Here is a 14,703-nt window from a genome sequence, read left to right on the forward strand (position 1 = left end):
ATGGACCAAGTACATACTTTTACGGGAGTGAACAAGTGAATTTTAATAAATTAAAAGCAAAATCAGTAGATATTTTCAAAGCATCGCCCACTAATCAAGAATATTTTAAAGTTATAAAAGCAGGTCGAGAAAGTGGAACACAAAATAGAGGGTATCTCAGTGTTTCCATTAATATGGGTTATGATAATATTGCATTCCGAGATCCTGAACTTAGAACAGGCCATGCAAAATCAAGGCTGTATGAAGTTAACACAAAAACAGATTGGACAGCCCAAACCTATCTATACGAAGGTGAAGTTCGCCTAACACTCGAGCCAATCCCGCCAACAGACCAGCCATACCTCGACTGCACCTGCAAAGCTGATCCAGCGAGCGCTGCCTTCGCAGACAAAGACGTCCCAGTAAACGCAACAATTACAGCATCCGTCAAGCAGCGAGGCTCGCTCAAAATAAAAAACTGGAAAGTATTCGCTCGCCTTGAAGATGGGAGCCAATATCAGACGCAGACCATTTCACAAGCTGTGGATACAATTAGCTACAAATTTGCCTTCATAATACCGAAAGCCCAACTGGGTGGCCGCGACAGCTATACCGAGACATTTGTTATGCGAGCAATAGTCACGTTCACGGATGGAACGACAGCGGAGCAGTCCATTGAATGTGCGACCACCGTTACCAAGCTGGGAGCGGCTGCGCCTTCTGCTACAGCTACTAATGGAGTATCCGAGCCGACGCCAGCACCACGACCAGTACTTGAGGTAAATGCGAACTGGAGCCCAACAACCATTTTCACGGGGGATCAAGCGACTTTATTAGCGACAGCCCGAGGTTATACCGATTATTCATGGGAATTAACTGAAAATTTAGACAATTTTAATTTTAATCCAAGGGATTTCTCTCATCCAGCTGTCACATTTAATGAACCGGGCGTTTATAAGGCTACGCTGAATGTATCTAACGACTACGGAAGCCAATCAGATACGGCGCTGCTTTATGTCAATGATCCAAAGCCTGTTGCCATCATCTCTGGTGTGACGCGCTGGATTCAAGGAAGGCCGTTCCCGCAGCTTCATCATCTGAATAACTCCTTTACACCGTTGTCGGAGCGGGGAGTGACTATTGATTTCAATAAGTCGGAAATTCGCTATAAGAAAAATGATAGCGGCTCCTATACGCTTGGTGTATGGCCTGCTAAAGCGCCGGATCAGCTCGGAGCCTATACCCTTCAGGGGAAGGTGCAGGATTCTCAAGGGAGAGAGAGTGAATGGGCAGCCTATCCATTGGAAGTGGTACCTGATCAGCCGCCAGTAGTGGGACTTTCCGCTGCCGAATATGGTGTGCGTCATAACGAACATATGATTTACATTGATGCAAGCAGCCCGGATGGAGACAAGCTGGAACGTCTTCTGCTAGAAGAGCGTTACGATACTGACAATGACGGCAATTTTAACGAGGAATCCTGGCGCACGTTATATAGCGGTACGTACAAGGATACGCACAGCGTAAAATATACGACCGTCGGCAAGCGTGAATACCGTGCAACGGTAACGGAGGATTATGGCTTGTTGGGGCAGTCTGCTATTGTGGCAACGGACATTATTAATCGTGCGCCAAGTGTTGATTTTACAGCTATTGGTCTGACCCAGCAGCCGGATCAGGGGGAGAACAGCGGTCCGCCAGTCACCTCCTACTCACCGGATTCGATTTTGCGCACATGGGTCAATAGAACTCCCTATGAAGGGGGGACGACGAATAAGGCAAGCTGGAAATCAAATGGAGTCAATCTAACGACTCGCAATGCTCTATGGGCAGATTTTAATGGAAGCTATAATTTAGCGAAAAATGTAAAGCCGCTGCCGGCATGGGAAGGCAGTATCGGTCAAATTTATGCTGGCTACAAAACGACAGTGATGACCGAAGCAGGCTATTATTGGACTTACAGCTACAAACCGCCAGAATCTAAAAGCTGGGCGTTTGCCATCCGTAATATATGGACAGGCCAGATTGAACATTCGTACGTGCATCCCGGAATCACCTTCAAGGGGGCATTTTATCAATATCATCCGAGCGAGATGAAGCAGGCTTATTTTCTGGAAGAAGGGACTGTAAATGCTTCTGGGGACACGCTGCGTTTATATAACATCGAGACCGGTCAACTGCTGGAGGAATACCCGAATATTGCGCCGCCAGCTTCGGGAGGAGCAGGAGGAAGCAGCTATTGGGACGACCCAAGCAATAAGGTCATCGGCACAGCTTTTTCACCAGATCGGCAGTTTCTGTATGTCGCGTATCGGGAAAGCAATGGAGGGCGAACGTTCGATATTCGCCAAAAGCTTTATGTTGCTAAATATTCTGTGGCGCAAAAAACACTGTATTGGACAAAGCTTGTGCATGCCGGAATAGATATGTGGAATGTTTATCAGATTGGCAGTGTAGATGTAGATGCAACTGGAAATTTGTTATTGACGGCGAACATGCGCAGAGGTACGGAGGATAACTGGACGGCATTATTTTATGCTGTAAATCCTAGTGGTCAATTAATAGCCAATCATGTAACGGGCAATGGCATGCTTTCAGCAATAACGATGTCGACTGACCGAATGAAAAGCTATGCGACCTCCATGCGCTTCGAGCTTGGTAATTATGGCTACTCTCAGGTGAGCGGTGTTCTAGCTTACCATACAGCAACAAATAGCTTTACGAGGCCGGAAAAGAACAGCGGCACGATTGATGACTTGAAATTCCCTAATGAGCTCGCAAAAACAGCGGTTAATAAGCCGGGAATGCTGGCGACTCCGTATGGATTTTTGATTAGGCCAGATGGCTCCATAACGAGAAACGATGACAGAAACCCTTACAGAATGCTGGATCAGTTTTCAGCGACTAACGACAAAGGTCCGACCCCAAACGAGCCGTTGATGACGCAAATTTTATGGCCTAAAGCAGGCTTAATCGGTCCATTTTCACAGCCCTCGGATGAATTTTGGGCAATTGCGGCTGGTGTGAAGCTTTTTAATAAAATCACTTATCAGAACTCGGGTGGCCAGCAGGTTTGGGCAAGCTCGGCATTTCAAAAGCTACAGCATTGGGCAGGTGTATTGAGCATCAATCAGACACCGTATTTAGGTGCGGAAACTTTTGAGAGCAAAGCCTTATTCGTAACGGATGCGATGAAATATTCAGATGGAAATGGCTATGACGGAGTTGTTTTTAGCGGTGCCTCGAACGTTCTCCCTAATGGTTCTGTTCTAGGCTTTGGAGCAGATGTAACCTACACGGGACCATATTCAGGCTCGCTAATAAGCAAAAAAATAGTTATTCCTTTCAAAGGTGAATCAACGGGAGATTTGCCGCGGCTGCTTAACGATACTACGGTTGAAATAGATAGCGAGGCATGGGGCGGATTGCTTTACGATCCAACTAGCGTGATGCGCAATCAGGTGCTTGAATTTGATTTATCCATCCATCATTTAGCGAATGAAAAGCCAGTAGGAGCGGCCATTCAAATACAAGATGAAAAAAATATGTATGCGGTGGAGTGGACGGACAGTACACTGACGCTTTACAAGGTGAAGAGCGGAATCAAGAGTATTCTGGCTCAGGCCGCGATGCCGAGAAGTGCGGGTATTCCATATGCCTTCAGGCTGGAATCGCTCGCAGGTGTGCACCGCGTTTCTATTAATGGGATTAATAAGCTGGAAGCGACGGATGCTACGTACCAGAAAGGATCAGCAGGCTTGATGTCGCTTGGTCAGCAGCAGGCCTCGTTTAGCCAAGTGAAGCGCATCAATTATGGTGATTCCGTGCCAGAGGAAACCTATGAGGCTGTGCTGGTAGGAGAACAGATTTTATACAATAAGCTGTTTAGTGATCCCGAGACAGATGAAAGATTAGCGGAAAAATGGAGCTACGCGCATAATCCAAGTTATTTTGCCAATACACTTGGCCTCAGCCAATATAATGGGAGAGCTTTCAGCGCGTCGCTGGCTTCACTCGACAAGCCCGGACTGTATGCCATCACTTATACGGCACAGGATAATCCCGGTTTAGCTGATTACCGTTTGTTCTCAGAGCCTTCGACTAAATCACTTTATGTGCACCGCAGGCCGATTGCGCAGCCGAATATTTGGTTTACAGGCACCGTTTACGCTGGAGGGGAAGCGCTGGATTATTTGACGCACGATACGTCCTATGACCCGGATGTTCCCGGTTATTTGGCAGATCGCTTGTTTCGAACGCGCTGGTCGGACGAGAGCGCTTGGACAACAGGGAGAAGATTGCTTTACAGCCGCCCCGGTGTCGAGCTGATCGTTCAGGAGCAGGTGAAGGACATGCACGGGGCGTGGAGCTTCTGGTCGGAGACGAGAGTCTATAAGGAGGCGCTGCCCCCAGTTAATCAGTCCAGGCCGGAAATGGTGTTGACTTATCCTAGCGGCTCCTCTGCTGCTCCAACAGTTGTTCTGAACGATCCGAATTTGAAGTGGATATACCGGGATAAGGATAATGACCCTCAGGAACAGTTTTATTTGAAATTAACGTATGTGGATAATGGCCAAACGGCGCTGGAGGTAGAATACCCGGGTGATGATGCAAGCTTCCAGCTTGAAGCGGGGACGATAGCTATTGGACGCAAGGTGAAGGTGCAGGGGCGCGTATTCAGTCGCGGAGCGTGGTCAGACGATAGCAATACCGCCTATTTTATTATTGATTCGCCGCCGACAGCCTACTTGCTCAGCTACAACGGAGCAGCAGCATCCGAGCCCATTTATACGAATAACAATCGTCCGAGCTTGCGCGTATTTACCATTGATCCTGAAAATGATCCGATTACGGCAATCAATTATAACGTTTTCTTCCATGCGGACGATAGCAAAGTGCTGGATACGAATACGGCGAATGCTGCGACCAGTCATGTACCAACACTTCCTTTGCAGGAAGGCTTGCATTATTGGAAGGCAAGAGCCTATGACAGTTATGTATGGGGCCCATACAGCAGCGATGGCTATTTCTTTGTGGATACGGTGCAGCCGGATGATGTGGAGGAGCAGCTTGAAATTAAACCGACCTCGGTAACGGTTAATTTTAATGCTTTTAACGATGCGGCTCCATCCTCAGGCCATGCGGCTCGAGTGTTTTATATGCAAAAGGTTAATCCAGATGGCAGCGTGAAGACGATTGACTTGAATGGCGATGGTTTAGCCGAATACAATATAGCTCTGCCGGCGGCAGCTCGTTCGTATCAAGTAGCAGGATTAATTCCCGGCCAAGCCTATCGCTTGACGGTCATAGATACGGATGTAGCGGGCAATCCAGGGAAATATGCGTATATTTATTTTGTGACGAACCGCCCGCCAACGATTCATGTGGACTGGTCTCCGAAACCGATTTTTGAAGGGGATATGGTAACGTTTGAGTTGAATGCAGCTGATCCCGACAAGGATACGCTAGCTCTAAAGCTGGAGCTTAAGTCGCCTTCTGGGCAAAAATTTGAGTATGAATATGCGGTTTCCTATCCTTATGGGAAGCCAGGGCCGAGGCTCAAAATGGAGCAGGCTGGCGCATGGCAGCTTAGCGTCACTGTAGCTGATGGTTTAGCCGAACCGGTAACGATTTCCCGAACTGTACAAGTACAGCCGCTGAAAGTGGCGGGAATGGTCAATCATACGGACGATTGGAACAGCATTCGTAAATCCTTTAATAAAAAGCAGAGCGGAGATGAAGAAGCCCCGCGTGCGTACAGCGTGTTTTGGGCAGGAGAGAAGTTCATCTTGGCAGCAAATGCGACAGAAACGGGTACGGATACGAAGACGGAGCGCGTAGAGGTTGCCATGAACAGGCTTCAAACGAAGCTGGAGGTGAAAAATACAGCGGGCACATTATGGGCTGGCGAGCTATGGGATGCATCCTTCGAAAAGCTTAACAAAGGAACGTTAAGCTTCACCTTTACCGCTTATTATAATAATGGAACGGTGAAGCAGGATGTCGTTCAGGTATCGGTGGATGGAGCCGTTAATGAGGTTCTGGGCGTTCATCGCGTGCGATAGAGCCTATATTACCCGGCTGGCGTCAGTTTTACTGCTATTCGAGGCTGATATGTTTTTGCCATATGTAGGTTTAAGAAGAGGTTGATTGTATCAGATGCAAAAGCTCATTTGGCTGGTCAATTAAATAACTGGGCTTGCCGGATATCAGCAGTTCCTTAGGATCGAGTCCCCAAGTGACGGCGACTACCTTAATGCCGCATTTATGCGAGGCAACGATATCCCGCAGCTCATCACCGACGTAGATGACATCCTCCGGTCGTAGCTGGTTTTCTTTCAAATAGCTTTGAATGGTCTTATGCTTGCCAAACAGACCGTTGGAGCTGCGAATGTCATGAAGGGCGTGAATGCCGTGAGGGTGCAGAAAGTCTGCTACGTTGTTTGCGGCGTTGGATGTAATGACCGATAGCTTTATGCCGCTTTGCAGCAAATGGCTCAACACCTCTTGCATCCCGCTGCAAAATGGAATGGAAGCAACATGCTTATTGTATTTCCGTTTGAACTCTATGCTGATTTTGCGAAATAGCATAAACCGATAAAAGGGGACGCCTAGCGTCTTGAAACGCTCGTGCAAAGTAAGCTTGCTCAGCTTTTTATATTCCTCTTCCGTTACAGGCTTAAAACGATATTGCGCCGCCATTTCATTATAGATGGTCAAAATAGCGGCAGCAGAGTCGGCAATCGTGCCGTCAAAATCAAATATAATATGCTTGTACATTCCAGCTATCAGCTCCCTTGTTATGCCTATTTATACTATAAAGAGGCGATGATAACAACAAGTATAGTTGACTACAACAAAAGAGCAGCAGCTGCGGGCAATCCTCAGCTGCTGCTTGCTAGTATGAATTAAGAGCGTTTAAAGATAAGGAAGCCATCTTCAACAGGAATGGTCTGTCCGTTGATAGCCGAGGCCTCATCGTCCAATGCCGCTACCTGCACCTGTAATAATGATGACTTTGTTATCAAGCTTCATAGTGGATAGACTCCTTTATGGTAAAGTGTGTATCTCGCCGTTATTGCCCGATCATACCGCCATCGACCGTATACAGCGATGCTGTAACGAAGGATGCTTCATCCGAAAGAAGGAAGTTCATTACCGCTGCCACTTCTTCCGGCTCGCCGTAACGCCCCATAGGTGTTGCCGCTTCATTGGCTTTTTTGAAGGCTTCTGGATTACCGAAGTTTTCTTCAATTTGACGCATCATCCGCGTATTGATTGTGCCTGGAAGCACGGCGTTGACACGAATGCCAAGCGGAGCAAGCTCATTAGCTGTAACGCGAGTTAAACCGATTACGGCATGCTTGGACATAATGTATGGGGACATGCCTGGTGCGCCCATAAGGCCTGCCAGCGAGGAAGTGTTCAAAATCGCGCCGGATTTTTGTTTTTTCATCACAGGAACAACATAGTGAAGGCCGAGGAATACGCCGCGAACGTTTACGTTATATACAAGGTCGAGTGCTTTCACGCTTTGCTCCTCGATAAGTCCAGATGGACCTTCGATGCCTGCATTGTTGGCGAAATAGTCGATTGTGCCGAATTTTTCAACGGCTTTATTGACGTAGTTTTCAACATCCTCTTCTTTGGAGACGTCTGCTGCTACGATTAGGGAGTTGGAATCGTCAAGGCCAAGCTCAGCAACAACCTGCTGCAAGGCTTCAAGCTTCAAATCTACCAGAACTAAATTAACTTTACGCTCTACAAAACGGCGTGCAAGCTCTTTTCCAATGCCGCCGGCGGCGCCTGTAATGACTGCGGTTTTCGTTGCTGTTGTCGTAACCATGTTTTATCGCATCCTTATCGTTTAATTTAGTCGAGCGTGATGTTGAATGAATACGTTGTAGGTTTGCCATTACAGGTTACACTTCACAATGTTTTCACGACAATAATCAATACTCTGTTCAGTGTCACGTAGGTGACAGGTAAAGAATGTATGTCTATTTATGGACGGAAATTGAACATATGAAACTCAATTGTTGATTTTACTTATGATGTTCATATATATTCCAGCATATGCATGTCTTGGATGCTTAATAGATATGCAAGATAGCCTGACATTTATTATGGAAGATTGAATGAGGTATAATAGGAACTATATGATCTATAGGCTTTGGAGGATGAGTGAATTGGCAACGGAGGATCAACTGGACCGAAGGACAAGAAGAACGCGTCAAGCGATGAAAGCTGCATTTGTGTCACTTATATTAGAGCGAGGATATGAGGCTGTCACCATCCTTGATGTGGCGAAGCGGGCGGATTACAATCGCGGCACTTTTTATAAGCATTTTGTAGGCAAGGAAGAGCTGCTGCAAGAAATACGAAGCGAATTTCTGCTGGGCTTTGCCGAAACCTTGCTCGTCCCTTACGAGGGGATGGATATGGTAAAGGCAGAAGATATTTATCCCTCGGCGCTGCAGCTGTTTAACCATATTGAGAAAAATAAAGATGAATTTCAAGCGCTGCTCTCAGTAGATCGCAGTTTTGGATTCGAGCTTTATGATGTGCTTCGGGAGTCGATGAGGCGCGATATGCACATTATTATGCATGAGGGAAGCCCCGTGCTGGATTATGAAATTTTGCTCAGCTACCAGATGTCAGCTGCAATAGGGGTTATTTTGTATTGGGAAGAAACGGGCTTTAAATACTCCACCTCCTACATGGCGGATCAGTTAATTGGACTGGTCAATCGCAAAATGGATAAAATCACCTTCAAAAATAATAGGACTTCTCCATCTCCTACGGTAAGTGTCTATTCCTCTTATAATCAGTGAAGTCTATGATTGGCTTGCCAGCTTCTACTGCTGCTGTATATATTTAATTACAATTTTTTCTAATAATTGATATTGTAGGCTGGTCTAGGAAGATGTATAATTTTTACATGGGTCGTTCCCCGCTCTATCTATCGGGTTTCGTGCTTGCAAAAGGGTAGACTCTTTCAACGAACATAGGGAGGAGGCGCGTCTAATTAAAAATATAGACAAGTATTTGTCGCAAGCTTCGCTCATGTATGTTGAACGACAGTACTGCGGATTTGTGAGTGGTTACCGTACCCGAATAGAAAAAGGAGTGAATTAAAGAATGAGCAATCATCAGCCTTACTCATTTATGAAAGCGCTTAAATTTCTAATTATCCTAAGTTTATTGCTTCCCCTCTATTGGACCAAGCCTGTGCAAGCGGAGGAAACGGAAAATACCCTGCTCCAGTTGAGCGATTTCGAGGATGGCACGGTGCAGCAATGGGTTGGCCGCGGCGGTGTGGAGGCTTTGGCTGCGAATGCCGCAGCAGCGCGCAGCGGAGCCTATGGCTTGGCTGTAAGCGGACGAGCAAACACTTGGCATGGACCTTCTCTGGATGTGACAAGCGAGCTTGAGGTTGGGCAAACGTATGAGTTTATTGGTTGGATCAAGCTGCCTGCTGGAGCAGCAAACACCAATATTTCAATGTCGCTTCAGCGCACACTGCCAGCGGGTACCCGCTATGAAAATATTGCATCTGGAGCAGTCACAGCGAGCGGCTGGACGAAGCTGCAGGCGGCATTCAAAATGCTTGAGCCGGCCACACAGGTAGCGGTTTATTTCGAGATGCCGGAAAGTGCAACCGCCTCCTTCTATATGGATGATTTCCGGCTTGAGCGGCGACCGGATCTCGGCCCTATCGTTATTGAAGACGATATCCCTTCGCTTCAAGATGCTTTTGCTGGCAAGTTTCTGCTTGGCTCGGCCTTTACGAATGATGAGCTGTTGACCGAGCCGGACAAACAGCTTCTGAGCAAGCATTTTAACAGCGTAACGCCTGGCAATGTGCTGAAGTGGGACAGCACAGAGCCGCAGGAGAACGTATTTAATTTTACGGAGGCAGATGCCGCTGTAGCCTTCGGTGTGCAAAATGGCCAGCAGGTGCGGGGACATACGCTAGTCTGGCATGCGCAAACGCCGGATTGGGTGTTCCGGGACGCGAACGGCAATCTGGTCAGCAAAGCGGTGCTGTATGCACGCATGCAAAATCATATTCAGACGGTAATGGAACGATATGAAGGCAAAATATATGCATGGGATGTAGTGAATGAGGTCATTGATGCATCGCAATCAGATGGCTTGCGCCGCAGCCTGTGGTATCAAATTGCCGGTGAAGAATATATTGAAAAAGCATTCGAGTTCGCCCATGCGGTAGACCCGACTGTTAAGCTGTTCATCAACGATTACAATACGCATGAACCGGCAAAAAGTCAGGCGCTGTACAATTTAATTACACGCTTGCAGGCTAAGGGCGTTCCGATTGACGGCGTCGGCCACCAGACACATATCAGTCTTTATTATCCGACGCTTGCAGAAATAGAAAGCTCCATCATCAAATTCAAAGCGCTGGGACTGGAGACGCATATTACCGAGCTCGATATTAGCGTTTATTCGGATAATTCACAATCCTATGAGACCTTTCCGGAGGAACTGAAAACACGTCAAGCTAATTTGTATAAGTCGCTGTTCCAGGTGTTTTTGCGGCATACGGACACAGTGACGAATGTGACCTTATGGGGCAAGGATGACGGGCACACGTGGCTGCTCACCTTCCCGGTAGCCCGCAACAATTGGCCGCTCCTATTCGATGAGCGCTTGCAGTCCAAGCCCGCCTATTGGTCGGTGCTGGAAACGGTCGAGACGCCAGGGGGGCCGCTCGTTCCTGCTGCGCCGTCCGGCTTAACAGCAACAGCTGGCAATGGGCAGGTTCAGCTTGCATGGAATGCGGTAGCTGGCGCGACCTCGTATACGGTGAAGCGGGCGACGACGAGCGGCGGGCCATATACGACGCTGTCTACTGCTGTAGCTGGCAGCGGATATAATGACATAGCCGTTACGAACGGAACGACCTATTATTATATCATTCAAGCGATCAACAGTGCGGGCACAGGAGCAGCCTCAGCCGAGGTCGCCGCCACACCGAATGGTACAACCGGTCCAGAGCAGCCGTCTGGTTCATTAGCGGTAGCTTACCGAGCCGGTGATACCAATGCCGGGGATAACCAATTGAAGCCGCAGTTTATAATAAAAAATAACGGGATCGCACCCGTCGCAATGAACGGACTTACTATTCGCTACTGGTACACGATAGACGGAGAAAAACAGCAAAGCTTCTTCAGCGATTATGCCCAAATCGGCAATAATAATGTGGCGGGCAGCTTCGTCAAGCTGAGCACGCCGCGGACGGGCGCCGATCATTATGTGGAGCTGTCCTTTAGCGCTGGCGCTGGCAGCATTCCGGCGGGGGGAACGTCCGGCGAAATTCATACGCGTATTCATAAGAACGATTGGACGAACTTCAACGAGACGGATGATTATTCCTTTAACCCGCTGCGAATCACTTATGCAGATTATACAAAGGTCACCTTGTACCAAAACGGAAATTTAGTGTGGGGCACGGAACCTAGCTAAGCGAGGAAGGAAGGGCGGGAGGCATAGCGTTGCCTTTTCGCCCTTCCTTATTTTACGATAGGCTGAATCAATTAGCTTGTCCGACAAAGGAAGACGATTGATCAACACATGAATAGGTTTATTAGACTCTATTCTATGACCTATTGCAGTTTAGTTTGCTTGGAGGCTAATTTTTCAGCAATTTCTTCAACTTGATAAATCGTCGTATAAGAATCAGCAGCCATTCCCGCCCATATTTCTGGAATATCTTCTTTGTCGCTGTTTTCGGACTTCAAAAGCAGGAGATAATCGCCTACATATTTCCCAAATAGCTCGGAGCTGATATCCTTGCTTTCCTCGTCTTTATCAATTAAATCCTGTTTGATTTTTGTAGCAGGGGTGAGACCAAGGAGGTCGTATACGGCTTTACCGCCGCGGTTTGCACTTTTTCCAACAATGCCTACATTGGTGAGCCAATTAAAATCGGCTATTGTAAAGGTGGAGCCAGTCGGTACGGCCGCCTGTGCTTTTTTTGCGTGCTGCTTCCGCTCTTCGGGTAAACTGCTCATTCCATGCTTCAGCCTCCGTCTGGCGATTCAGAATTTCACCCATAGCAGTCACTTCCTCCTCCATGGAGGCATATTCGTCAGGCACGAAAGCGACAGTCGGAGCGATTTTGGAATAGGAATCATAGGCATCCTTGTTCCACGTAATAATGAGATCAGGCTCAAGCGCTACCATTTTTTCAAGTGAAACCTGATTATGATCGCCGATATCCTCTGTGTTCTCGAGAGGTTTGCGCATAAACTCGCCATAATCGAGAAGGCTTTGAGGCACTCCGATAGGAGTGACGCCTACAGCAAGCACATGTCCGATATTCCAATCTACAATAATTCGCTCGGGCTGAGCAGGGATTTCAATCTCTCCAATAGATGTGTTTATCATCCGAGTTACCGGTGTTTGGGCTGCATCCTCCACCTGCTCAACAGTCTCCTGATTGGCGCAGCCGGCGAGGAATACAGCAAGTGCTAGCATAGCAAGGCATGCTATTTTGTAAAAGGCTTGTGGTCTAAACATCTCGAATCCTCTTTTTAATTGATAACAATTTTCATTTGAACCTCACTTTAGATGAAATTTTTAGATTGTACAATGACCAATTCGGAACGAGAGCATACCCGTTTCGGAACTTGACTAAAGATTGTGTTGAGAATAATTATCATATATGATGAGGATGCACGCCCGTTTTAATGCTAAAGATAGGAGCTTTCTTATGGATATAGAGCAATATGCAGCGCTGTGGAGGCCGGAGTGTCATCCTGTGACGTAATTAACCTAGAGTGGAGTAAATATTTTTTATCCGATCCCTTGTCGTCATTGTTGCAGGCGGAAGAACTCGCTCACCGAATAGCGTCAGAGAACCCCATTCGAATGCGGTAATTAAATAGGTTAAGCCTTGCCTGAGTTAACCTGTGTATCAATGGAGCCGCCCTGAATAATAATTTGAACGGCGGAAGCGATAATCGGTGCTATTGGTAAAATGACAAGCTTTTCTCCAAAAGCCTCATGCTCTTCCTGCGTGGCGATCGTATCGGTGACGACGATTTCGCTAATATTTGGCGAGGCCAGCAAGGTGTGAGCCCCTCCCGAAAACAGCCCATGCGTAGCGCATACATAAGCATTCTCAGCGCCATTTTGCTTAAGGGCATTAACGACATGAACAATTGTATTTCCGGTATCAATTAAATCCTCAATAATGATGGGCGTTTTGCCCGTGACATCCCCAATAATATGCGTGATTTCCGTCTGATTGTGAGCGGGGCGGTTTTTGATCATAATCGCGAACGGGCAATCCAGCTCGCCTGCCAGCTTTTCCGCTGTTGAGGCGCGTCCCGCATCGGGAGAAACGACGACCGGATTTTTAATATTTTTGCTTTTTAAATGGTGGATAAGAAGATCGAGGGCGGTTAGATGGTCAACTGGAATTTCGAAAAAGCCTTGGATTGGAGCGGCATGCAGATCAATCGTTACGATGCGGCTCGCGCCTACAGTCGTCAGCACCTCGGCGACCAGCTTCGCCGAAATGGGCTCGCGGGGAGCGGTTTTTCGCTCTTGGCGGGCATAGCCATAATAGGGCAAAATCAAATTGATTTTATTAGCCGAAGCTCGCTTGGCAGCATCAATGAGCACAAGCAGCTCCACTAAATGCTCATTGACCGGATGGGACATCGCTTGAATGATGAAGACGTCACAGGTGCGGATCGACTCCTGATAGGAAACGTGAATTTCCCCGCTTGGATGGCGGGTAATGGTCACATCGCCAAGCGGCTGCCCGAGCAAAGAACAAACCTGCTCAGCGAGCTTGCGATTGGAGGTGCCGGAAAAAAGCTTTATTTTTTGCATCCTAAGCCTCCTAAAGGAAAAGCGTTTCACCCGCTTTTTTGTTGATGTGCTCTTTACTGAAATTATTCGCGGCATTGAAGATTTATTCGATGAATGACAAATACGACTGCTGGGAGCTTGAAGCGTAATACGTATATTGAGCTCAAAACATAAATTGGATATGCTAGAGAAGATAAAGCAGAGATAGGAAAAGGAGCGGAGGACATGGGCCAATCATTGCGAGTGGAAGAGCTGACAGAACTGAATGAGCATACGTTAGAGGAGCTAGTCGGGCTTATTGTCGAGGTCGTAGAGGATGGAGCGTCGATCGGCTTTCTGCCACCCCTTAGCAGGGAGGAGGCCAAGGTCTATTGGCAGGGAGTATTGGAGCCGGGCACATTGCTATGGGTTGCCAAGGAGGGAGAGCGAGTGGTCGGTACCGTACAGCTTCAGCTGGCGCAAAAGCAAAATGCGACCCATCGTGGCGAAATCGCCAAAATGATGGTGCAGTCCCAGCAGCGGCGCAAAGGCATTGCCAGACTGCTGATGCAGCAAGCGGAGGAGCGGGCTGTTGCGGAGGGAAGAAGCCTGCTTATTTTGGATACGCAGGAGGGAGCGCCTTCTAATATGTTGTATCAGTCGCTCGGCTTTACTGAAGCGGGGCGTATTCCGAAATTCGCGCGTTCAGGCGATGGGAACCTACATGCCACGGTGTTGTATTATAAAGAAATATAACCTGCTCACCTATGCTGGAAAATTAGAGCTCATCGAGTGGTCGAAATAGAGCTAATACCCTCTAATAACGAAAATCGTCCAAAGCCCAATTAGAAGCTTACCGTTCTTAATTGGGCTTAAAAAAGAATCATGTATTTCATC

General features: G+C 47.5%; 9 protein-coding genes. 4 read left to right on the plus strand and 5 right to left on the minus strand.

What is annotated here, in order from left to right; translation table 11 throughout:
- Positions 1-35 precede the first annotated feature (35 nt).
- Positions 36-6,044: a hypothetical protein gene (locus tag V5J77_RS03405; RefSeq protein WP_338554387.1), complete on the plus strand. Its 6,009-nt coding sequence runs from the start codon at positions 36-38 to the stop codon at positions 6,042-6,044.
- Between the two features lie 70 nt (positions 6,045-6,114).
- Here the strand turns inward: V5J77_RS03405 and V5J77_RS03410 are convergent, their stop codons facing one another.
- Entirely contained in the window at positions 6,115-6,759 is a 645-nt protein-coding gene (locus V5J77_RS03410; protein ID WP_338554388.1) for an HAD hydrolase-like protein, read from the minus strand.
- Positions 6,760-7,054: 295 nt separating this feature from the next.
- Positions 7,055-7,825: an SDR family oxidoreductase gene (locus V5J77_RS03415; protein ID WP_338554389.1), complete on the minus strand. Its 771-nt coding sequence runs from the start codon at positions 7,823-7,825 to the stop codon at positions 7,055-7,057.
- 334 nt (positions 7,826-8,159) lie between these two features.
- On the opposite strand from V5J77_RS03415, the gene V5J77_RS03420 reads away from it, so the two are divergent.
- Together V5J77_RS03420 and V5J77_RS03425 are read left to right on the plus strand one after the other, a co-directional pair.
- Positions 8,160-8,813: a TetR/AcrR family transcriptional regulator gene (locus tag V5J77_RS03420; RefSeq protein ID WP_338554390.1), complete on the plus strand. Its 654-nt coding sequence runs from the start codon at positions 8,160-8,162 to the stop codon at positions 8,811-8,813.
- Positions 8,814-9,120: 307 nt separating this feature from the next.
- On the plus strand, positions 9,121-11,469 hold the full coding sequence (locus tag V5J77_RS03425; protein WP_338554391.1) for an endo-1,4-beta-xylanase: 2,349 nt from the start codon (positions 9,121-9,123) through the stop codon (positions 11,467-11,469).
- Positions 11,470-11,609: 140 nt separating this feature from the next.
- Here the strand turns inward: V5J77_RS03425 and V5J77_RS03430 are convergent, their stop codons facing one another.
- The 3 genes from V5J77_RS03430 to V5J77_RS03440 form a co-directional block, all read right to left on the minus strand.
- On the minus strand, positions 11,610-12,017 hold the full coding sequence (locus V5J77_RS03430; RefSeq protein WP_338554392.1) for a hypothetical protein: 408 nt from the start codon (positions 12,015-12,017) through the stop codon (positions 11,610-11,612).
- A complete protein-coding gene (locus tag V5J77_RS03435; RefSeq protein ID WP_338554393.1) occupies positions 11,926-12,525 on the minus strand; it encodes an ABC transporter substrate-binding protein in 600 nt (199 codons plus the stop codon). The genes V5J77_RS03430 and V5J77_RS03435 overlap by 92 nt, the downstream gene beginning before the upstream one ends.
- Positions 12,526-12,894: 369 nt before the next feature.
- A complete protein-coding gene (locus V5J77_RS03440) occupies positions 12,895-13,848 on the minus strand; it encodes a ribose-phosphate pyrophosphokinase (RefSeq protein WP_338554394.1) in 954 nt (317 codons plus the stop codon).
- A gap of 204 nt (positions 13,849-14,052) precedes the next feature.
- On the opposite strand from V5J77_RS03440, the gene V5J77_RS03445 reads away from it, so the two are divergent.
- On the plus strand, positions 14,053-14,562 hold the full coding sequence (locus tag V5J77_RS03445) for a GNAT family N-acetyltransferase (RefSeq protein WP_338554395.1): 510 nt from the start codon (positions 14,053-14,055) through the stop codon (positions 14,560-14,562).
- Positions 14,563-14,703: the final 141 nt, after the last annotated feature.

The sequence above is a fragment of the Paenibacillus sp. KS-LC4 genome, assembly GCF_036894955.1.
GTDB lineage: Bacteria > Bacillota > Bacilli > Paenibacillales > Paenibacillaceae > Pristimantibacillus.